We start from the raw sequence: 20,371 nt of genomic DNA, 5'->3' as shown, positions 1-20,371 counted from the left end.
CGTCCGCTATACGAAGCCCAACCGGCGACTGCCATAGGAGAGGACGATGGCCGACCGCGCGCATACCGATGGATCGCAGGCTGCCTTGCCCGCGATCCCGACGCTCGAGGAACTCCAGCACTGGACCTGGGTGATGGGCCGCGCGCAGCAGATGCTGATGGAGCATGGCTTCGACATGCTCGCGCGCCTGCCCGAGCCGCCCGCCCACTCGCCGGCGTCGCCGCCCGCATTGTTCGACCCGGTGCCCGCGATCCGCGCCTCGGCCGATTTCTGGGCCGATACGATGCAGCTCTGGCAGCGCTTCCTCGATCCGGCGGCAGCGGGTGCGGCGCCCCCCGAGCCGCCCGAGCGTGCGCGCGACAAGCGCTTCAAGGCGCCGCAATGGCGCGAGCAGCCGCTGTTCGACTTCATCCGGCAGAGCTATCTGCTGATCGCCGATCATATGGTGAAGGGCGTCGATGCGATCGACGGTGTCGACGAGCGGCAGAAGGAGCGCATCCGCTTCGCCACGCAAGGCTTCATCGACGCGATGAGCCCGTCGAACTTCGCCGCCACCAACCCGCTGGTGCTCGAGAAAATTGTCGAGACGCGCGGCGAGAGCATGCTGAAGGGTCTGCAGAACATGCTGGCCGATATCGAGAAGGGCCAGCTGACGCACACCGATTCGGCAGCGTTCGAGGTCGGGCGCAACATCGCCACCACGCCGGGCAAGGTGGTGAAGCGCACGCCGCTGTATGAGCTGATCCACTATGCGCCGACCACCGAGCAGGTGTTCGCAACGCCGCTGGTGATCTTTCCGCCGTGGATCAACCGCTTCTACATCCTCGACCTGACGCCCGAGAAGAGCTTCATCCGCTGGGCGGTCGAGCAGGGGCTGAGCGTGTTCGTCGTGTCGTGGAAGTCGGCCGACGCCAGCATGAAGGACGTGGTGTGGGACGATTATGTCGAACGCGGCCAGATCGACGCGATCGACACGATCCGCGAGCTGCTCGGCGTCGAGAGTGTGCACGCCATCGGCTATTGCGTGGCGGGCACCACGCTTGCTGCGACGCTGGCGCTGCTCGAGGCGCGCGGCGAGGCGGGCAAGGTGGCGAGCGCCACCTTCTTCACAGCCCAGGTTGATTTCGAGCAGGCGGGTGATCTCAACCTCTTCGTCGACGACGAGCAGCTCAAGCTCATCCAGTCGCTCTCGGGCGACGGCTATCTCGACGGGCGCTACATGGCCGCGACGTTCAACCTGCTGCGCGGGCGCGACCTCATCTGGAACTATGTGACGAACAACTATCTGATGGGCGAGGAATATGCGCCGTTCGACCTGCTGCACTGGAACGGAGATGTAACGAACCTGCCGGCGCGCTGGCATCAAAGCTATCTGAGCGATCTCTATCGCGACAACAAGCTGGTGCGGCCCGGCGCGATCAGCATTTCCGGCACGCCGATCGATCTCGGCACGGTGCGCACGCCCACCTATGTACAGGCGGGCCGCGAAGACCATATCGCGCCGGCCGAAAGCGTGTGGAAGATCACGCAGCATTTTGCCGGACCCATCCGCTTCGTGCTGGCGGGATCGGGACATATCGCGGGCGTTGTCAATCCGCCGAGCGCGCAGAAATACCAGTATTGGACCAACGACGAGCCCGCCGAAACGCTCGAGGCCTTCGTTGCCGGTGCGCGCGAAACCAAGGGAAGCTGGTGGCCCGACTGGCTTGGCTGGATCGGCGAACGGGCACCGGCAAAGGTTGCCGCCGAGAGTGCGCGTATCCCTGGAGAGGGTGCGCTTGCTGCGCTGGCTGATGCGCCCGGAGACTATGTTCGTATGCGTTGAATACAAAGCTTTACTGCGGGTTACGCTTTTGTTGCAGCGCACAATCGGCACTTGAAATTGCGGCAGCGATACCGTATTTGCTGCAACGCAACATCAACTGTGTCGGAGGCCCCATGGCCGCGAAGTCCACGAGCCCGCGCTCGGCGAGCGCCGGGCGCCCCGCAAAGTCGACCGAAACGAAGGCCGCAGCGAAGCCCGCCGCCAAGGCAGCGGCGCCAAAGGCCGGATCGGCGATCCTGGCTCAGCCGCCCAAGCCGCAAGCGGCACCCGTGAAGCCTGCGTCGTCGCAACTCGCCGTTTCGGCGCCGCCGGGGCCGGTCGCGGCCAAGACCGAGATCGGCGACACCAAGCCGGCCGCGATGGTCAGCCCGGTGGCCGTGCAGGCCGCTGAAACCGTGCGCGAAGCGACCGAAGCGGTCGTCGAGCAGACCGTCGCCGCAACCGAGAATACCAAGAAAGCCGCAGTCGAGGCGGCACAAACCGTACAGAAGGAAACCGCCAGCATGCAGACCGAAATGAAGAACGCCGCCGAGACGATGACCGAGAACATGGCCGGCAAGGGCCAGGCGATGTTCGCCGACATGAACGACCGCGCCAAGTCGGCGATGGAGAAGAACGCTCGCATCGTCGAGGAAATGAACGACCTCGCCAAGGGCAACATCGAAGCGATGGTCGAATCGAGCCGCATCGCCGCCAAGGGCATGGAATCGCTCGGCCAGGAAGCCGCCGAGTACAGCCGCAAGTCGTTCGAGCAGGCGAGCACGACGATGAAGACGATGGCGCAGGTCAAGTCGCCCACCGAGCTGTTCAAGCTGCAGAGCGACTATTTTCGCTCGGCGTTCGACATGTATGTGGCCGAAGCCTCGAAGGCGACCGAGCACATGCTAAAGCTCGCCGGCGACGCCGCGCAGCCGCTGTCGAACCGCATGGCGGTCGCGGCCGAGAAGGTGAAGATGGTCGCCTGAGCGATCGGCACCTGACGTATTGGGGGGCGGGCGCCATCGGCGTCCGCCCCCTTTTCGTATCAGGCGAAGGCGGCGGCGCCGCGCAGATGCTGATAGGCCTCGACGACCTTTTGCAGCCGCGCCTCGCTCGATCGATCGCCGCCATTGTGATCGGGATGCAGCCGGCGGACCAGGTCTGCATAACGCTGGCGAAGCGCCCGGCGATCGGCATCGGGCTCGAGACCCAGCGTACGCAGCGCCTCGCGGTCGCGGCCCGATAGCGGACGACCATCGGCGCGCGGGCGCTCGGCCTCCATTCGCTGGCGGAAGCGTGCACCGATCGCGTCGAGCGGATCGGCGAAATCGGCCCAGCGCGGCGGGCGATCGGCACCGTTGGCGGCAAAGGCACGCGTCTCGCGCTCCCAGCCGGCATAGGGGCGCTGTGCGTCGTGGATCTCGTCGGGGCTCATGCCGGCGAAGAAATTATAGCCCGCGTTGAACGCGCGGACATGATCGAGGCACATCCAGCGGAACGGCGCGGGACCGTCCATGCGCGGGGCGGGCTCGGCGGGGGGCGCGCGGAATTCGCCCGGCGCATCGCAGCCCGGCACCGCGCACACGCGCCCTTCGGCTTCCACGCGGCCGTGGAATCTGCCGGTCGGTCGCTCCTTGCGTTCGGCTCGTGCCAAGCCGGCTCCTCCGTGATGCAAAAGCCGCCTATATAGGCGCCATGACCATGCCTTCCACCGGCGCCGTTGAGGCCGCCATCGCCGATCGTCTGACCCATGCGCTCGCTCCGTCGCGGCTGGTGGTGCTCAACGAAAGCCACCACCATGCCGGCCATATGGGCGATGATGGCACGGGCGAGACGCATTTCGCCGTCGAGATCGAAAGCGCCGCCTTCGCCGGATTGAACCGGGTGCAGCGGCAGCGGTTGGTCAACCATGCGCTGGCCGAGCTGCTCGCCACGCGCATCCACGCGCTCAGCATGAAGCTGCGCGCAACCGGAGAAGGCGATTGACCTATACGCTGTGGTACTGGCCCGAGATTCAGGGCCGCGGCGAGTTCGTGCGGCTGGCACTCGAAGCCGGCGGGATCGACTATGTCGATGCCGCGCGCGAGCAAGGCAGCGATGCGCTGCTTGCCGATCTCAATGCCCGCCACGGCCGCACGCCCTTCGCGCCGCCCTATCTGGAGACGCCCGAGGGGCTGGTGATCGCGCATGTCGCGGCGATTCTCGCCTATCTGGGCGAGCGGCACATGCTGGCGCCGTCCGAGCTTGCCGACCGGCTCTGGATCGAGCAGTTGCAACTCACCATCGCCGATTGCGTGACCGAGGCGCACAATGTCCATCATCCGGTGGGCACCGGCGACTATTACGAGGACCAGAAGCCCGAGGCGGCGCGCGCCGCGCAGACGTTCCGCGACGAGCGGATGCCCAAGTTCCTCGGTCATTTCGACGATGCCGCCGCGCATGACGAAAGCGGCGCGTTCCTGATGGGGCCGCGCTGGACCTATGCCGACTGCTCGCTGTTCCAGCTCGTCGAAGGCCTGCGCTACGCGTTTCCGCAGCGCATGGCGGCGATCGAGGGCGACTACCCCGCGCTCATGGCGCTGCATCGCGCGGTTTCGGACCTTGCGGGGGTGAAGGCGTATCTGGCGAGCGACCGTCGGCTGGCGTTCAACGAGATGGGCATCTTCCGCCACTACCCCGAGCTCGACGGCGCCTAGGCTGGGAACCAAGCCCGCTTCCGCTCGGCGCTGCGCCGCGCTATCGCGCGCGCATGATAAAGCACGCCCTTTCCGTCACCCGCGCCGATGATTTCGCGCGCTGGTATCAGACCGTCATCGCCGAGGCCGACATGGCCGAGGAATCGGGCGTGCGCGGCTGCATGGTCATCCGGCCATGGGGCTATGGCATCTGGGAACGCATCCAGCGCCTGCTCGACGATCGCATCAAGGCGACGGGGCACGAGAACTGCTATTTCCCGCTGTTCATCCCGCTCTCCTATTTCGAGAAGGAGGCCGAGCATGTCGACGGTTTCGCCAAGGAGATGGCGGTCGTCACGCACCACCGGCTGATCCAGCAGGACGGCAAGCTGGTGCCCGACCCCGCCGCCAGGCTGGAAGAACCGCTGGTGGTACGCCCCACCAGCGAGACGGTGATCGGTGCTGCGTTCAGCCGCTGGGTGCAGTCGTGGCGCGATCTGCCGGTGCTCATCAACCAATGGGCCAATGTCGTGCGCTGGGAAATGCGTACGCGCATGTTCCTGCGCACCGCCGAGTTCCTGTGGCAGGAAGGCCATACCGCGCACGCCAGCGAAGCCGAGGCGCGCGACGAGATGCTGCGCATGCTCGAAGTCTATCGCAGCTTCGCCGAGGATTGCTTGGCGATGCCTGTGGTGGCGGGCGAGAAGCCCGAGAACGAGCGCTTCCCTGGCGCCGTCGCCACCTACAGCATCGAGGCGATGATGCAGGACGGCAAGGCGCTGCAGGCGGGCACCAGCCATTTCCTCGGCACCACCTTTTCCACCGCGCAGAATATCCGTTTCCAGAATGCCGAAGGCGAGCTCGAACTGGCGCAGACGACGAGCTGGGGCGTTTCCACGCGCATGATCGGCGGCGTCATCATGGTGCATGGCGATGATGACGGGCTGCGCGTGCCGCCGGCAATCGCGCCGTGGCAAATCGTCATCGTGCCGATGCTGCGCGATGGTCCCGAGGATGCGGCGGTGATGGACTATGCCCGTGCCTTGCAGGGCGAGCTGGCGAAGCTGAGCGCGCTCGGCGAGCCGGTGCGCGCGCTGGTCGACGGCAAGGCGGCCAAGGCGCAGGCCAAGCGCTGGGGCTGGGTGAAGAAGGGCGCGCCGATCATCGTCGAGGTCGGCCCGCGCGACGTGGCGGGCGGCAACGTCGCGGTGATCCGCCGCGACCGGCTGTATCAGGACAGCGGCAAGCTCGCGAGCGCGATCGAGCCGCGCGACGCGTTCGTTGGCGCCGCCGCCGCGATGCTCGAGAATATCCAGCAGGCACTGCACGCCGATGCGCGTACGCGCCTCGATGCCGGCATCCGTCGCGGCGTCACCAAGTTCGCCGAGCTCGAAGCGCATTTCGCCGAGGGCGAGCGCTATCCCGGCTGGGTCGAGGTGCAGTGGAGCAAGCCGAGCGGCGCCGCGCTCGACGCCGTGGTCGAGCGATTGAAGGCGCTCAAGCTTACCGTGCGCAACGTCGCGCAGGACGCCGCGCCGGCGGATGGCGCCTGCATCTTCACCGGCGAACCGGCAGTCGAGCGCATCCTGGTGGCGCGCGCCTATTGAGGGAGCGTTCGGCGCTGCTCGCGCGTTGTCGCGTTTCGACGCGATCAATCACACGAGGATGCGCCATGTCTCGCCGCCTTCATTCGCTGTTCGCCGCTTGCGCCATCGCCGCGATGCCCGCGGCCGCCCTCGCGCATCATGGCTGGAGCTCGTATGACGAGAGCAAGCCCATCACGCTCACGGGGCCGCTCAATTCGGTAACCTGGGGCAATGCGCACGGCACCGCCAAGATGAACTGGCGTGGCGGAAGCTGGGACGTGGTGCTCGCCCCTACGACGCGGATGGAAGCGCGCGGGCTGGCCAAGAACGAGATCGATGCCGGACAGCGAATCTCGCTCACGGGCTATGTGCGCAAGGACGGTACGCCCGAAATGCGTGTCGAGCGCGTATTTGTGAACGACAAGAAGGTCGAGCTGCGCTGATCTGAGCGTGGAAGCGGTGCTGATGGGGGCGGCGGGGCTGGTCGAGGCGACGGGCCTCGATGTGCTCGCGCGCGGCGGCGTGTATCCTTGGACGAACGTCGCGCACGTGCTGGGTGCCATCCTGCTGGTGGGTGCGATTGGCATCGTCGATGCGCGCATTGCCGGGGCGTGGTCGATGCTGCCGCTTGCCCCGCTCGAACGCGCGCTGACGCCGGCGGCGGTGGCGGGGCTGGCGATCATGCTCGCGAGCGGACTGCTGCTGTTCGCCGCTGATGCCCCGGCGCTCGCCACCAGCGCCACCTTTCATCTCAAGCTATGGCTGGTCGCCGCGGCGATCGGCAACGCGCTGTTCTTTCGCTGGCGCTTCCGCGCGATTGGGGTTGGGGTGGCAAGCGTGCCCGCGGCGGCGCGGGCGCTCGCGGTCTTGTCGCTCGCGCTATGGGCCGCCGTGGTCGTGGCGGGGCGGATGATCGCCTATACGTGATGGCGCCGCGCCGTGCGCGCGCCTATCTGTCGGCGATGCGTACTCGCCCAGGGCTTCCCAGCCGCCAGCAGATTCTCGATTTCATCGCGCAGTCCGAGCAGCCGGCAGGCAAGCGCGAGATCGCCAAGGCGTTCGGCCTGTCGGCGCAGGACAAGATCGCGCTGAAGGCGCTGCTCAAGGACATGAGCGACGAGGGGCTGATCGACAGCGCTCCCGGCCGCGCCTTCCACAAGATGGGCGGGCTGCCCAAGGTCACGGTACTGCGCATCGCCGGTGTCGAGGGCGACACGGTGTGGGCGGTGCCCGAGCGCTGGGAAGCCGAAGGGCTGCCGGTGCCGCGGCTGCGCGTACGCGAGCGGGCGAAGCAACCGGCGCTGGGGCCGGGCGACCGCATCCTCGCGCGCACCGAGGAAGCCGGCAAGGGCTGGATCGCGCATCCGATGAAGCGGCTGGCGCGCGGCGAGGAGCAGGTGCTGGGCGTGCTGCACGAGGAAGGCGGCCGGCTGTTCCTGCAGGGGGTCGAGAAGAAGGATCGGCGATCCTTCCCGGTGCTCGACCGCGGCGATGCCGAACCGGGCGATCTGGTGCTCGCCGAGAAGACCGGCCGCCCGCCGCGCATCGGCGTGAAGGTCAGCGAGCGGCTCGGCGATCCGTTCGCGCCGCGCAGCTTCTCGATGATCGCGATCCATCGGCACGGCATTCCCAACGTGTTCTCGCCCGAATTGCTCGCCGAAGCCGAGCGCGTGGCGCAACTTCCGCTCGGCGATGAGCGCGAGGATCTGCGCCACATTCCCATCGTTGCGATCGATCCGGTCGACGCCCGCGATCATGACGACGCCGTCTGGGCCGCCCCCGACGACGATCCAGCGAACGAGGGCGGATTCCGCGCGATCGTGGCGATCGCCGACGTTTCGTTCTACGTCCGTCCGGGATCGCTGCTCGACAAGGAAGCGCGCAAGCGCGGCAACTCGGTCTATTTCCCCGATCGCGTCGTGCCGATGCTGCCCGAGATACTCTCGGCCGATGTCTGCTCGCTGAAAGAGGGCGTCGATCGTGCGGCGCTCGTCTGCCATCTGCGGATCGGCAAGGATGGCGAATTGCGCGACTGGCGCTTCACGCGCGCGGTGGTGCGCATCGCGGCCAATATCGCCTATGAGGATGCGCAGGCGGCGGTGGATGCCGCAGCGCGGGACGAGACGTGCGACGCAGTGCCGGCCGACCTCGTGTCTTCTACGCTGCTGCCGCTCTGGGCGTGCTGGCGCGCGCTCAACGCCGCGCGTGACAAGCGCAGCCCGCTCGATCTCGACCTGCCCGAGCGGCGCATCGTGCTCGACGAGAAGGGGCGCATCCTCTCGGTCGCGCCGCGCGAGCGGCTCGACGCGCACAAGCTGATCGAGGATTTCATGATCGCCGCCAATGTCGCGGCGGCCAAGGCGCTCGAAAAGAAGAAGGCGCCGGTAATGTACCGCATCCACGAGCCGCCCTCGCGCGAGAAGCTCGTCGCGCTGAAGGACTATCTCAAGACCTTCGATATCGCTTTCGCGCTCGGCCAGGTGATGCAGCCGCGTACGTTCAACCACATCCTCGGCCTGTTGGGCGAGCATGAGGCGCGCGAGGAGATCATGCAGCAGGTGCTGCGCAGCCAGACGCAGGCCTATTACGGGCCGCAGAATGCCGGGCATTTCGGCCTCGCGCTCGGTAGCTATGCGCATTTCACCTCGCCCATCCGCCGCTATGCCGATCTCATCGTCCACCGCTCGCTGGTGAGCGCGTACAAGCTCGGACCGGGCGAGCTTTCGGGCGAGGATGCCGGCGCGATGGAGCGCGTGGGTCAGATGATCTCGGGGCTCGAGCGCCGCGCGATGGAAGCCGAGCGCGAGACGGTGGACCGCTATGTCGCCGCCTATCTGTCGGCGCATGTTGGCGAAGTGATGGAGGCGCGCATCACTGGCGTCGCCAGCTTCGGCTTCTTCGCCACGGTCGACGGCGTCGGCGGCGACGGGCTGGTGCCCGCACGCGATCTTGGCCGCGAATATTTCCGCTTCGACGAGGCGAGCCAGCGGCTGGTGGGCGACGAGACGGGGGAAAGCTATGCGATGGGCCAGCGGCTCGAACTGCGGCTCGCCGAGGCCAATCCGGTGACGGGTGCGCTGCGCTTCGAACTGCCTGACGGCAAGGGATCGGGCAGCGGGCCGGGCAAAGCGCCGCGCGATGACGGCCGGCGGCCGGCGCCGCCGCGCGTGCTCAAGCGGCGCGGGCGGCCCGCCAATATCCGTCATCAGGGAAAGAAGCGCCGGTGAGCGCGCCGGTGCGCACGCCCGCGCGCGCCGTGTCGCTCGCGCGCCACAAGGTACGCGCGCATTTCCTCGCGCTGCATGCGATCGAGCCGGGCGACGCGATCGAATATGCCCCGCCGAGCCCCACCGAGCGTCGCGAGTTCGAGAAGCTGGCGCGCGACGGCATCATCCGCGCCGCGGCGCCGGGAAACTACTGGCTCGACCTGTCGCGCCTCGACGCCGCGATCGAGCGCCGCCGCCGCAAATGGGTGCCGCTCACGCTGCTCGCTGCGCTGACCACGGCCTTCGTGGCAATCCTGTCCTATCAGGGGTGAGGGTCTTGTAATCCTCTCTATGCCGGGGCGGATCACCCCGCCACGAAAGTCAGCCCCGCACGCGCTTCGAGGCGCTCGACCAGCGGCTGCGCCATCAGCGCGGTGGGCGTCCAGATGCCGCCCGTGGCGGGCACGTCGGCATCGATCAGGCACAGCGCCGTTTCGGCGATCATCTTGCTCGTCGATCCGTAGCCGGGGTCCCTGTCGCCCGTCACCACGGCTTCGACGCGGTCGCCATCGGGCATCTCGCCGATGAACAGGATGTCGTAGAAGCCCGCCTCGCGCTCCTCGCGGCTGGGGCCTTCGCCGGGTTTCGGCCCCTTGTCGCCGCCGATCGGGTTCATTTTCGCGATCGCCTCGGCAGCGGCCTTGCCCATTTCGCCCAGACCCGGCGCGATCATCATCTCGTCATAGACGAAGTCGGTGCCATAGGCGTGGCCGGTGAGCGCGTTGGTGCGATGCACGTTCTTGGTGTTGATCGCCGCCATCACGAACGGCGCGACCCAGCCGCCGACGGCAGCGTCATATTCGGGGATCAGGCCCTTGGGCTGGCTGGGGCCTTCGAACCCCGGCGTCAGCGCGAAGGGGTCGATCATCAACTTCAGGATGCCGGGGTCGCGCGCGGCGGCGGCCATCGTCGCCTTGGCGCTGGCGAAGGTGCCACCCGAAAAGGTGCCCTGCATCTTGCGGATGCGCCCCTTCACGCGCGGCGCGGGGCGACCGAACTTCGCGCGCGCCGCCTGTTGCAGCTTCCAGACGCCGAGATCGAACGGGATTGAATCGAACCCGCACGAGAACAGGATGCGGGCGCCCGATGCGGCGGCATCGGCCTGATACTTGTCGATCATCTGGCGCATCCAGGCGGGCTCGCCGCACAGGTCGACATAGTCGGTGCCGCCATGCGCGCAGGCGGCCACCAGCGGCTCGCCATAGAGCTGATACGGCCCGACGGTGGTAAGCACCACACGCGCACGCGCGCACATCGCCTTGAGCGCCGAGGGATCGTCGGCATTGGCGGCGATCAGCGGCAGGTCGGCCGGGGCGCCGGCTTCGGTGCGCGCGGCTTCGAGCTTGGTGAGCGAGCGACCTGCCATCGCCCATCGGCGATCGGGGTAGGTGTGTGCCAGATATTCGGCGACGAGCCCGCCGGTATAGCCGGTCGCGCCATAGACGATGACATCGAATTCGCGTTCCATCCCTGCCTCTCCCGTCAGGCCGCCTCACTGAACTGCAGCGTCGCAAGGCGCGCATAGAGCCCGCCGCGCGTCATCAGCTCGGCGTGGCTGCCCGTCTCGACGATGCGTCCTGCATCCATCACCACGATGCGCCGCGCGGCGCGTACCGTCGCCAGCCGGTGGGCGATCACCAGCGTGGTGCGGCTCGCCATCAGCCGCTCGAGCGCGTCCTGCACCAGCCGCTCGCTCTCGGCATCGAGCGCCGAGGTCGCCTCGTCGAGCAGCAGGATCGGGGCATCGCGAAGCAGCGCGCGTGCGATGGCAATGCGCTGGCGCTGGCCGCCCGAAAGCCGCGCGCCGCCTTCACCCAGAAACGTGTCCAACCCCTGCGGCAGCGCGCGCAGGAAGGCGGCGGCGTTGGCGGCTTCCGCGGCGCGCCACAATTCCTCGTCGCTAGCTTCCCATTTGCCGTAGCGCAGATTGTCGCGTGCCGAGGCCCCGAATATCACCGTTTCCTGCGGCACCATCGCGATGCGCGCGCGCACGTCTGCCGGGTCGGCACGGTGCACGGGCACGCCGTCGACCGAGACGCTGCCCGCCTGCGGATCGTAGAAACGCTGGACGAGCTGGAACAACGTCGACTTGCCGGCGCCCGATGGCCCCACCACCGCCACCGTCTCGCCGGGCGCGACGTGAAGCGTGAAATCGGCAAGTGCCGCGACATCGGGTCGTGTCGGGTAGCGGAAGGTAACGCCGTCGAACGCGACCCGGCCCTCGGGCGGGTCGGGCAGCGCGACCGGATCGGTGGGGGCAGCGATTTCGGGCTCCTCGCCCAGCAGTTCGGCAAGGCGCGCCGCCGCACCCGAAGCGCGCAAAAGATCGCCATAGACCTCGACCAGCGCGCCGAACGATCCCGTTACGAGCCCGGCGGTAAGCACGAAGGCGGTGATCGATCCGCCCGTCGTCCGCCCGCTCGCCACGTCGCTCACGGCTTCCCAGATGATGAGCGTGACGGCGGTGAACAGCATGCCGATGACCAGAGCGGTCATCACCGCGCGCGTGGCGAAGCGCGCGCGTGCAGTGCCGAAGCCGCGATCGACCGCGGCGACGAAGCGCTCGCCCTCGCGCGCTTCCTGCCCGAAGGCCTGCACGATCTTCATCGCGCCGAGGGTCTCGGTCGCGATCGCGCCGATATCGGCGATGCGGTCCTGACTCTCGCGCGACAGCCGGCGCACGCGCGATCCCAGCCACAGGATCGGCAGCACGACGAGCGGAATGCCAAGCAGCAGATAGCCCGTCAGCTTGGGGCTGAGCGCGAACAGATAGATGACGCCGCCGACGCCGATGAGCACGTTGCGCAGCGCGATCGACACCGTCGAGCCGACGATCTGCTCGACAACGCCGGTATCGGCGGTAAGGCGCGATGCGATCTCCGACGGCCGGTTCTCCTCGAACCAGCGCGGCGCGAGGCGCAGCAGGTTACGATGCACCGCCGCGCGCATGTCGGCCACCGTCCGTTCGGCCAGCCACGAAACGAAATAAAAGCGCGCCGCGGTCGCGACCGCCAGCACCGCGACGACCATCAGCAAGCGGTGGAAGAAGGGCGCGATGCTTGCTGCGTCGGTGCCGCCGGCAAAGCCGTTGTCGACGACGAGCTGGAAAGTGCGCGGCACATAGAGCGTCGCCGCGGCGGCGACGAGCAAGGCCAGCACCGCCATCGCCAGTTGCAGCGGATAGCGCCGCGTGAACCGCCAGACGATGGCCAGCGCCGAGAGGCGGCGCGGCGCGGCCGGGGTTTCGCCTGGAGGCGCGTCGATCGCGACGGATGCGGCGGCGGCGATGGGGGGCGGGGCAGCAGCGTCGGCCATGGCGCATGCCTAGCGCGAAGCGCGGGGCGGGGAAACCGTCATGCGCGCGGATCGGCCGCGCGGCGCGCGCAAGGCCGTCTTCATTGCGCTGCAACCAGGGCGCGCTATATTCGATGCGTCTTTCGCCGTTCGGTTGGGGGAAGCTGCGGAGGATACCCGATGCTCTACAACGCCTATGAAATGCAGCGTTCGATGCTCGCGGGCGCCAGTGCGCTCGCCAATTTCAGCGCCGGACTGCTCAACAACCCGGCAAACCCGTTCGCCTATTTCGGCGGCGGCCCGGTGCTCGCTTCGGCGCTCGAGGTGTTCGCGCATGCCGCAGCGCCGCGCGGCAAGCCCGAGTTCGGCCTGACGCACACCGAGATCGACGGTCGGCAGGTTGCGGTTCGTGAGGAGATCGTGGCGCGCAAGCCCTTCGGCCAGCTCAAGCATTTCGTGCGCGAGGGCGTGGAAGGCGGTCCCAAGCTGCTGATCGTCGCGCCGATGTCGGGCCATTATGCCACGCTGCTGCGCGGCACCGTCGAGCGGATGCTGCCCGTCGCCGACGTCTACATCACTGACTGGCGCGACGCCAAGCTGGTGCCGCTGTCCGACGGCCGCTTCGACCTCGACGACTATATCGATTACGTGACCGACTGGCTGGCGACGATCGGCGCCGAAGGCGATGCGCGCGCGCACATGCTGGCGGTGTGCCAGCCTTCGGTGCCCTGCTATGCGGCGGTCGCGCTGATGAGCGCCGACCAGCACCCCAACCGCCCACGCACGCTGACGATGATGGGCGGCCCCATCGACACGCGCGAGGCGCCGACTGCGGTCAACACGCTCGCGACCGAGCGGCCGCACGCATGGTTCGAGCAGAATGTCGTGGCGACGGTGCCGATGCTCTATCCGGGCGCGGGCCGGCGCGTCTATCCGGGCTTCCTGCAACTTGCCGGCTTCATGACAATGAATCTGGGCAACCACCTCGTCAGCCATTGGGAGATGTTCAAGCATCTGGTGCAGGGCGACGACGAGAGCGCCGATGCGACGCGCGGCTTCTACGATGAATATCGCGCGGTGTGCGACATGACCGCCGAATTCTATCTCCAGACCGTCGATCTGGTGTTCCAGACGCATGCGCTGCCCAAGGGCACGATGACGCACCGCGGCCGCCGCGTCGATCCGGGCGCGATCACCGACGTTGCGCTACTCGCGATCGAGGGCGAGCGCGACGATATCTCGGGCCTTGGCCAGACGCGGGCCGCATTGACGCTGGCGACGCATCTCCCCGAAGACAAGAAGCGCTATCTGATGGCGCCCGATGTCGGCCATTACGGCATCTTCAACGGATCGAAGTGGCGCAGCCGCATCGCTCCGGTGCTCGAGGAGTGGATCGCCACGCACGGTAGCTGACAGAAAGAAGGCCCGCGGTCAGGCGGGCCTTTTCCTCATATCCTGGTCTCGGTCGCGGCTTAGAGCGACACCTCCGCATGACGTCCGGCTTCGCTCGGCTTGATCGTCTGGCCGGTAAGCATCTTGAACATGCCCGTCAGCGATTGGTCGCCTTCCCAGATTTCGGCGTCCTTGAGCTCGAAGCGCAGCATCATCAGATCGGGGTCGTTGCGCCCGCCTTCGAACCATGCCTCGGTCTGCTTCGACCAGTATTTATCGATGATCTCGGGGCGCGTTTCCTCGGTCAGCGTGCCGTGGATGCAGGCGAACAGGTCGTGGCCCTTGGCGACATATTGCGCCATCGCCTCGCCGCCCTTCGCGATGCGATTGGTGCGGTTGGTGTAGAACCAGAATTCGCCATTGGCATCGGGATCGAGCTGCGCGGTCATCGGCTCGGAATGTTCGTGGCTGCCGACGAGGCCGATCATCACGAACGGGCTCTTTCCCATTTCCTTCCACATCCGCTCGCGGATCTCGGTGTCCTGTTCCTGCTTGGCCTGCATCGTGGCTGCTCCATCTGCTTGGGTTCGGACAGCATAACGAGTAGCACGCCAAGGGTTTCCGCCTAGCGCTCGCGCAGCCGGAAGGTTACCGGGATCTTGACCAGCGAAGCATGGGGGGTGCCGTCGGCGCGGATCGGGCGGACGCGGAAATGCTCGGAAAGCGCAACCGCCGCCTTGCCAACGCCCTTGCCCGTCGGCTCCTCATACATCGCGGTGCAATCACGCGCGCGATTGTCGGGCAGCACCGTGCATCGGAGCACCGCATAGCCGCCAATCTTGCGTACCGAGCCGGGCACCTTTTCCATCGGCCAAACCGAATTCCACTGGCGGCCCGTCGGCTGGCGAATCCATTCGGCTTCGGCGAGCACCAGCGAGCGCCCGCTGCCGGCGCCGCTTCCCGCACCGCCGCGCCCACCGCCACCTTCGCCGCCGCCGGGTCCGTCGGCGCCCCCTGCACCGAGCCCCGCGCTGCCACGGCCGCTGGCGGGCGCTTCGGGTGCAACGCTGGGAACAGGGAGGCGCACGATCGACGGCACTGCGATCGAAGCAGGCGGAGGCGGCGCGTCGATCAGCAGCGGCTCGCGCTCGGGCGGCGTAGGGCGCGCCTCGCGGGCGTCGATCGCCGGGCCGCGCGGGGCGGCCTCGATTTCGTCGGGGAGCGGCGGCGGCGGCTCGACGATAATCGCTGGAGGCGGCGTGTCGGTCACGTCGAACGTGGCGAGCACCTTCTGCACCTCGTCGGATGGCGGCACCGCCATGCGCGCCGCAAAAAGCAGCAGCAGAAGCAGGGCGTGCAGCGCGATCACGCCGCCCATCACGCTCACCCGCTGCCGCCGTGCCAGAGCCTGCGCCATCGCCACAGGCTATCGGGCGCGTGCGGCAGCGGCAAGTGCCCGCTGCCGCACGCTATTCGTCGTCAGAGAACCTCGAAAAGCCCGGCGGCGCCCATGCCGCCGCCGACGCACATCGTCACCACGACGTACTTCGCGCCGCGGCGCTTGCCTTCGATGAGCGCATGGCCCGTCATGCGGGCGCCCGACATGCCATAAGGGTGGCCGATCGAGATCGCGCCGCCGTTTACGTTGAGCAGCTCGTCGGGAATGCCGAGCTTGTCCTGGCAGTAGAGGACCTGTACCGCGAACGCCTCGTTCAGCTCCCACAGGCCGATGTCGTCCATCTTAAGGTCGAAGCGCTCGAGCAGCTTGGGGATCGCATAGACGGGGCCGATGCCCATCTCGTCGGGCTCGGTGCCTGCCACCGCCATGCCGACATAGCGGCCGAGCGGCGTGAGGCCGCGCTTGGCGGCGACGGCTTCCTCCATCAGCACGCAGGCCGACGATCCGTCGGATAGCTGGCTGGCATTGCCTGCGGTGATCGAGCCGCCAGGGACGACGGGCTGGAGCGCCGCCAGTCCTTCGGCGTTGGTCTCGGGGCGGTTGCCCTCGTCCTTCGACAGCGTGACTTCCTTGGTCGAAACTTCCTTCGTCTCCTTGTTAACGATGTTCATCGTCGCGGTGGCGGGCACGATCTCGTCGTCGAAGCGGCCGGCGGCCTGTGCCTCGGCAGTGCGCTGCTGCGAGCGCAGGCCATAGGCATCCTGCCGCTCGCGCGAGATGCCGTAGCGATTGGCCACCGTTTCGGCAGTCTGGAGCATCGGCATGTACACGGCATTGTGCATCGCCACCAGTTCGGGGTCCATCGCGATGCGCATCTGCGGCGTCTGGACGAGGCTGATCGATTCGAGCCCGCCGGCGACCGTCACGTCCATGCGATCGGTGATGATCTGCTTGGCGGCAGTGGCGATCGCCATCAGGCCGCTGGCGCACTGGCGATCGACCGACATGCCCGCGACCGAAACGGGCAGGCCGGCGCGCAAGGCGACCTGCCGCGCGATGTTGCCTGCCTGATGCCCCTGCTGGAGCGCGGCGCCGAACACCACATCGTCGACTTCGGCGCCGTCGATGCCGGCGCGCTGCACTGCCGCTTCGACCGATTTCGCACCCAGCGTAGGCGCGGGCAGATTGTTGAACGCACCGCGATAGGCGCGGCCGATGGGAGTGCGGGCAGTCGAGACGATGACGGCAGAGCGCATGATGGGATTCCTTCTTGCTAGGGCGTCACCCCAGCGCAGGCTGGGGTCTTTGGCCGCTTGATACCCCAGCCTTCGCTGGGGTGACGGTTGGACGACGTTTGGTTCAGACGAAGATCTGGCTGATCCATTCGGCGATCAGCGCGGGCTTTTCCTCACCTTCGATCTCGACGGTGAATTCGGTGGTCTGCTGCCACTGGCCGGGGCGCTTCTCGGCCAGTTCGAGCAGCTTGAAATGCCCGCGCACGCGCTTGCCCGAGCGGACGGGCGCGAGGAAGCGCACGCGATTGCCGCCATAGTTCACGCCCATGCGCACATCGGCGATGTCGAGCCCCTCGGTGCGCGCGGCGAGCATCGGCATCAGCGACAGCGTGAGGAAGCCGTGGGCGATCGTGCCGCCAAAGGGCGTCGCGGCGGCACGTTCGGGATCGATATGGATGAACTGGCGGTCGCCCGTCGCCTCGGCAAAGGCGTCGATCATCGCCTGATCGACGGTCACCCAGTCGGAGTCGCGTGTCTGGCCGACCTGGCTCGCACGTTCCTCGATACTGATCGCCATTGCCTCTCCACGCTTTCGCCGACGACGTTTTTCGCACATAGCGCAGCAATACGCTTACCGGCCGTGCGGGGGTGCCCGCAAGCCTTGTTGACCGGATATACGAAAATGCAGATGGCCCTAACGTCACCCGCTCGCGACGCCTTGGCGCGGCTGCACCGCGCGCCCGAACCCGATGTTCTAAAACCGCTGATCGAGCGTGCGCGGCTCGCGCCCGACTCGCGTGTGCGCGTGCTCGACCATGCCTCGGCGCTGATCGCCGATCTGCGTGCCGCGCAGAACAAGGGGTGGGTCAACCAGTTCCTCCAGGAATATCGCCTCAATTCGTCCGAAGGCGTGGCGTTGCTGAGCCTCGCCGAGGCGTTCCTGCGCGTGCCCGATCCCGAGACCGCCGATCTGCTGATCGCCGACAAGCTGGGCGATGCCGACTGGCGCGACCATGCCGGCAAGTCGAACTCGGCGCTGGTCAACTCGGCGACGTGGGGGCTGGTGGTTGGGCGTGCGCTGGTGGGCGAGGGCGGCGGCGCGCTCAAGCGCCTGCTCAGCCGCGCGGGCGAGCCGTTCGTCCGCCAGGCGGTAGGCGCGGCGATGCGGATGATGGGCGAGGTCTTCGTGATGGGCCGCACCATCGACGAAGCGCAGCGCCGCATGAAGAACCCCGAGAACCGCGGCTTCACCGCGAGCTTCGACATGCTGGGCGAAGCCGCGCGGACCAAGGCCGATGCCGAGCGCTATTTCGGCGCCTATTTCGACGCGATCCGCGCAGTGGGGCGCGATCCGGCGAGCGGCCATTCGGTTTCGGTCAAGCTTTCGGCGCTGCACCCGCGCTACGAGGTGCCGCATTGGGATGCGTGCGTACCCGAGCTTACCGACATGCTGGCACAGCTGGCGTCAGAGGCCGCAGCGCAGAACATCGCGCTCACCGTCGACGCCGAGGAGAGCGAGCGGCTCGAGATGAGCCTCGCGATCATCGGCGCCGTCGCACGCCGCCCCGAGCTGCGCGGCTGGGACGGCTATGGCATGGCGGTGCAGGCCTATTCGAAGCGCGCGCGCGCCGTCATCGGCTGGGCCGACACGCTGGGGCGCGTCACGAACGTGCGGCTGGTCAAGGGCGCCTATTGGGACAGCGAGATCAAGCGTACGCAGGTGGAGGGTCTGTCGGACTATCCGCTGTTCACGCGCAAGGCCGCGACCGACGTCTCGTACCTCGCCTGCGCGCGCGACATGCTCGAGGCGACGCATATCCGCCCCGCCTTCGCCAGCCACAATGCGCTGACCGTCGCGACGATTCTCGAATGGGCGGGCGATGCGCGCGATTTCGAGTTCCAGCGCCTGCACGGCATGGGCGAGGGGCTCTACGAGCGGCTTGTGCGTGATGAGGGCTATCATTGCCGCATCTACGCACCCGTCGGCGGGCACCGCGATCTGCTCGCCTATCTGGTGCGCCGCCTGCTCGAGAACGGCGCCAATTCGAGCTTCGTCCACCAGCTTGCCGACGAGCATCTGACCGACGAGCAGCTGCTCGCCGATCCGGTCGAGAAGGTCGCGGCGGTAGGTGGCACACGGCATCCGTCGATCCCGCTGCCCGTCGATCTGATGGGCGGATGGCGCAATTCCGAAGGCATCGACCTGTTCGATCGTGCGCTGCTGCGCGACACCGCGCAGGCGATCGGCGCGGTGGGCATCGACAATCGCGGCACCGATGCCGTGCATGCCGATCCGCGCCGCGCCAGCGGTCGCGGCAAGCGAGCGATCGAGGCCTGGCACACCGCCGACAGCGCGGTCCACGATGCGGTGACGCGCGCGCAGGCGGCCTATCCCGCCTGGGACGCGCGGCCGGTGGGCGAGCGCGCGGCGATCGTCGAGCGCTATGCCGACCTGATCGAGGCCAACCGCACCGAACTGATGGCGTTGTGCGTGAAAGAAGCGTTTAAGACGATCCCCGATGCGCTCGGCGAGATCCGCGAGGCTGCCGATTTCTGCCGCTATTATGCGATGCAGGCGCGCGCCGTGCTGCCGCCGCGCGCGCTGCCGGGGCCGACGGGCGAGCGCAACGAGCTGCGCCTCGAGGGCCGCGGCACCTGGGCGACCGTTGCGCCTTGGAACTTTCCGCTGGCGATCTTCACCGGCCAGAACATGGCTGCACTGGTGACGGGCAACACCGTCGTCGCCAAGCCCGCGCCGCAGACGCCGCTGATTGCGCGCCGCGCGGTCGAGCTGGCGCACGAGGCGGGCATCCCGCGCGATGCCTTCATCCTCGTGACGGGCGGCGCCGATGTGGGCGCCGAGCTGATCTCGGACACGCGTATCGCCGGCGTCGCCTTCACCGGATCGACCGCCACCGCCAAGCGCATCGCGCACGCGCTTTTGGTCGACGACGAGCGGCCGATCATTCCGTTCATCGCTGAGACGGGCGGTATCAACGCGATGATCGTCGATTCGACGGCGCTGCCCGAGCAGGTCGTGCTCGACGTGGTTACCAGCGCCTTCCGCTCGGCGGGACAGCGTTGCTCGGCGCTGCGGCTGCTGCTGGTGCAGGAGGAAGTCGCACCCGCGATCCTCGAGATGCTGCGCGGCGCGATGGACCTGCTCGTGCTCGGTGACCCAGCCGATCCGAGAACCGACGTACCGCCGGTGATCGATCGCGACGCCTATGATCGGCTGATGGCCTATCGCGAGACGATGCGCCCGCGCTGGCTCAAGACCGTCGATGCGCCCGCCGAGGGCCTGTTCGTGCCGCCGACGCTGATCGGCATTGATTCGCCCGACGATCTCAACCGCGAATGGTTCGGCCCCGTGCTCCACATGGCGACATGGAAGGCCGGCGAACTGGTGCAGACGATCGAGCGGATCAACGCCAAGAAGTTCGGGCTGACGATGGGGCTACACAGCCGCATCGCACGATCGGCCGATCTCGCCGAGCGCCACGCGCGCATCGGCAATCTCTACGTCAACCGCTCGATGATCGGCGCCGTCGTCGGCAGCCAGCCCTTCGGTGGCGAGGGGCTGTCGGGCACCGGCCCCAAGGCCGGCGGTCCCAATTATCTGCCGCGCTTCTGTGCCGAGCGCGCGGTTTCGGTGGATACCACCAGTGCCGGCGGCAACGCATCGCTGCTCAGTCTCGACGAAGGCGGCATCTGAGGCTG

General features: G+C 67.7%; 18 protein-coding genes. 11 read left to right on the top strand and 7 right to left on the bottom strand.

Translation table 11 applies throughout. The annotated features are described in order from the left end of the window. Window positions 1-46 precede the first annotated feature (46 nt). Both FBR43_RS14160 and phaP read left to right on the top strand, forming a co-directional pair. Window positions 47-1,825: a PHA/PHB synthase family protein gene (locus FBR43_RS14160; RefSeq protein WP_136943708.1), complete on the top strand. Its 1,779-nt coding sequence runs from the start codon at window positions 47-49 to the stop codon at window positions 1,823-1,825. A 113-nt stretch (window positions 1,826-1,938) separates the two neighbouring features. After that, window positions 1,939-2,790, top strand: a complete 852-nt coding sequence (gene phaP, locus FBR43_RS14155; RefSeq protein WP_249276607.1) for a phasin family protein — start codon at window positions 1,939-1,941, stop codon at window positions 2,788-2,790. Window positions 2,791-2,849: 59 nt separating this feature from the next. On the opposite strand, the gene FBR43_RS14150 is transcribed toward phaP, so the two are convergent. Next, window positions 2,850-3,458 carry a J domain-containing protein gene (locus tag FBR43_RS14150; protein ID WP_136943707.1) on the bottom strand — a complete coding sequence of 203 codons (609 nt, stop codon included), beginning with the start codon at window positions 3,456-3,458 and terminating at the stop codon, window positions 2,850-2,852. Between the two features lie 41 nt (window positions 3,459-3,499). Between FBR43_RS14150 and FBR43_RS14145 the strand changes: the two genes are divergently transcribed. The 7 genes from FBR43_RS14145 (at window position 3,500) to FBR43_RS14115 (ending at window position 9,603) form a co-directional block, all read left to right on the top strand. Next, window positions 3,500-3,790, top strand: coding sequence for a BolA family protein (locus FBR43_RS14145; protein ID WP_136943706.1), 291 nt, complete (start codon window positions 3,500-3,502; stop codon window positions 3,788-3,790). Next, window positions 3,787-4,500 (top strand): glutathione S-transferase, encoded by a 714-nt coding sequence (locus tag FBR43_RS14140; protein ID WP_136943705.1) that lies wholly within the window; start codon window positions 3,787-3,789, stop codon window positions 4,498-4,500. The genes FBR43_RS14145 and FBR43_RS14140 overlap by 4 nt, the downstream gene beginning before the upstream one ends. Before the next feature lie 53 nt (window positions 4,501-4,553). Continuing rightward, a complete protein-coding gene (locus FBR43_RS14135; RefSeq protein WP_136943704.1) occupies window positions 4,554-6,086 on the top strand; it encodes an aminoacyl--tRNA ligase-related protein in 1,533 nt (510 codons plus the stop codon). Between the two features lie 65 nt (window positions 6,087-6,151). Continuing rightward, window positions 6,152-6,508 (top strand): DUF6152 family protein, encoded by a 357-nt coding sequence (locus FBR43_RS14130; protein WP_136943703.1) that lies wholly within the window; start codon window positions 6,152-6,154, stop codon window positions 6,506-6,508. Between the two features lie 7 nt (window positions 6,509-6,515). Next, window positions 6,516-6,992, top strand: a complete 477-nt coding sequence (locus FBR43_RS14125; RefSeq protein ID WP_136943702.1) for a hypothetical protein — start codon at window positions 6,516-6,518, stop codon at window positions 6,990-6,992. Window positions 6,993-7,027: 35 nt separating this feature from the next. Continuing rightward, window positions 7,028-9,292 carry a ribonuclease R gene (gene rnr / locus FBR43_RS14120; RefSeq protein ID WP_136943701.1) on the top strand — a complete coding sequence of 755 codons (2,265 nt, stop codon included), beginning with the start codon at window positions 7,028-7,030 and terminating at the stop codon, window positions 9,290-9,292. Continuing rightward, window positions 9,289-9,603, top strand: coding sequence for a hypothetical protein (locus tag FBR43_RS14115; RefSeq protein WP_136943700.1), 315 nt, complete (start codon window positions 9,289-9,291; stop codon window positions 9,601-9,603). The genes rnr and FBR43_RS14115 overlap by 4 nt, the downstream gene beginning before the upstream one ends. 32 nt (window positions 9,604-9,635) lie before the next feature. Here FBR43_RS14115 and FBR43_RS14110 read toward each other — a convergent pair whose 3' ends face one another. Next, window positions 9,636-10,799: a saccharopine dehydrogenase family protein gene (locus tag FBR43_RS14110; protein WP_136943699.1), complete on the bottom strand. Its 1,164-nt coding sequence runs from the start codon at window positions 10,797-10,799 to the stop codon at window positions 9,636-9,638. Window positions 10,800-10,813: 14 nt separating this feature from the next. Beyond that, the gene (locus tag FBR43_RS14105; RefSeq protein ID WP_136943698.1) at window positions 10,814-12,646 is read right to left on the bottom strand and encodes an ABC transporter transmembrane domain-containing protein; all 1,833 of its coding nucleotides are present in this window, start codon (window positions 12,644-12,646) and stop codon (window positions 10,814-10,816) included. A 159-nt stretch (window positions 12,647-12,805) separates the two neighbouring features. On the opposite strand from FBR43_RS14105, the gene FBR43_RS14100 reads away from it, so the two are divergent. Then, window positions 12,806-14,038, top strand: a complete 1,233-nt coding sequence (locus tag FBR43_RS14100) for a polyhydroxyalkanoate depolymerase (protein ID WP_136943697.1) — start codon at window positions 12,806-12,808, stop codon at window positions 14,036-14,038. A gap of 59 nt (window positions 14,039-14,097) precedes the next feature. Here the strand turns inward: FBR43_RS14100 and FBR43_RS14095 are convergent, their stop codons facing one another. The 4 genes from FBR43_RS14095 to FBR43_RS14080 all read right to left on the bottom strand — a co-directional run bounded on the left by FBR43_RS14095 (window position 14,098) and on the right by FBR43_RS14080 (window position 17,228). Then, window positions 14,098-14,580, bottom strand: coding sequence for a pyridoxamine 5'-phosphate oxidase family protein (locus FBR43_RS14095; protein ID WP_136943696.1), 483 nt, complete (start codon window positions 14,578-14,580; stop codon window positions 14,098-14,100). A 62-nt stretch (window positions 14,581-14,642) separates the two neighbouring features. Continuing rightward, a complete protein-coding gene (locus FBR43_RS14090) occupies window positions 14,643-15,434 on the bottom strand; it encodes an energy transducer TonB family protein (protein ID WP_136943695.1) in 792 nt (263 codons plus the stop codon). A 62-nt stretch (window positions 15,435-15,496) separates the two neighbouring features. Beyond that, entirely contained in the window at window positions 15,497-16,672 is a 1,176-nt protein-coding gene (locus tag FBR43_RS14085) for an acetyl-CoA C-acyltransferase (protein WP_136943694.1), read from the bottom strand. Window positions 16,673-16,775: 103 nt separating this feature from the next. Beyond that, a complete protein-coding gene (locus tag FBR43_RS14080) occupies window positions 16,776-17,228 on the bottom strand; it encodes a MaoC family dehydratase (RefSeq protein WP_136943693.1) in 453 nt (150 codons plus the stop codon). Between the two features lie 105 nt (window positions 17,229-17,333). Here FBR43_RS14080 and putA point away from each other — a divergent pair, with 105 nt between their 5' ends. After that, complete coding sequence (putA, locus tag FBR43_RS14075) at window positions 17,334-20,366, top strand: bifunctional proline dehydrogenase/L-glutamate gamma-semialdehyde dehydrogenase PutA (RefSeq protein WP_136943692.1); 3,033 nt, start codon at window positions 17,334-17,336, stop codon at window positions 20,364-20,366. The last annotated feature ends 5 nt before the right edge of the window (window positions 20,367-20,371 follow it).

It is taken from the genome of Sphingomonas baiyangensis, from assembly GCF_005144715.1.
GTDB classification, from domain to species: domain Bacteria; phylum Pseudomonadota; class Alphaproteobacteria; order Sphingomonadales; family Sphingomonadaceae; genus Sphingomonas; species Sphingomonas baiyangensis.
Note: the sequence above shows the minus strand (reverse complement) of the source record. Positions and strands in the feature narration are given on the sequence as shown.

What these genes read in the sequence shown, in the direction of transcription:
- FBR43_RS14160 (WP_136943708.1), top strand. Translation starts at nt 47, where the DNA reads ATGGCCGACCGCGCGCATACCGATGGATCGCAGGCTGCCTTGCCCGCG.
- phaP (WP_249276607.1), top strand. Translation starts at nt 1,939, where the DNA reads ATGGCCGCGAAGTCCACGAGCCCGCGCTCGGCGAGCGCCGGGCGCCCC.
- FBR43_RS14145 (WP_136943706.1), top strand. Translation starts at nt 3,500, where the DNA reads ATGACCATGCCTTCCACCGGCGCCGTTGAGGCCGCCATCGCCGATCGT.
- FBR43_RS14135 (WP_136943704.1), top strand. Translation starts at nt 4,554, where the DNA reads ATGATAAAGCACGCCCTTTCCGTCACCCGCGCCGATGATTTCGCGCGC.
- FBR43_RS14130 (WP_136943703.1), top strand. Translation starts at nt 6,152, where the DNA reads ATGTCTCGCCGCCTTCATTCGCTGTTCGCCGCTTGCGCCATCGCCGCG.
- rnr (WP_136943701.1), top strand. Translation starts at nt 7,028, where the DNA reads ATGCGTACTCGCCCAGGGCTTCCCAGCCGCCAGCAGATTCTCGATTTC.
- FBR43_RS14110 (WP_136943699.1), bottom strand. Translation starts at nt 10,799, where the DNA reads ATGGAACGCGAATTCGATGTCATCGTCTATGGCGCGACCGGCTATACC.
- FBR43_RS14105 (WP_136943698.1), bottom strand. Translation starts at nt 12,646, where the DNA reads ATGGCCGACGCTGCTGCCCCGCCCCCCATCGCCGCCGCCGCATCCGTC.
- FBR43_RS14100 (WP_136943697.1), top strand. Translation starts at nt 12,806, where the DNA reads ATGCTCTACAACGCCTATGAAATGCAGCGTTCGATGCTCGCGGGCGCC.
- FBR43_RS14095 (WP_136943696.1), bottom strand. Translation starts at nt 14,580, where the DNA reads ATGCAGGCCAAGCAGGAACAGGACACCGAGATCCGCGAGCGGATGTGG.
- FBR43_RS14090 (WP_136943695.1), bottom strand. Translation starts at nt 15,434, where the DNA reads ATGGCGCAGGCTCTGGCACGGCGGCAGCGGGTGAGCGTGATGGGCGGC.
- FBR43_RS14085 (WP_136943694.1), bottom strand. Translation starts at nt 16,672, where the DNA reads ATGCGCTCTGCCGTCATCGTCTCGACTGCCCGCACTCCCATCGGCCGC.
- FBR43_RS14080 (WP_136943693.1), bottom strand. Translation starts at nt 17,228, where the DNA reads ATGGCGATCAGTATCGAGGAACGTGCGAGCCAGGTCGGCCAGACACGC.
- putA (WP_136943692.1), top strand. Translation starts at nt 17,334, where the DNA reads ATGCAGATGGCCCTAACGTCACCCGCTCGCGACGCCTTGGCGCGGCTG.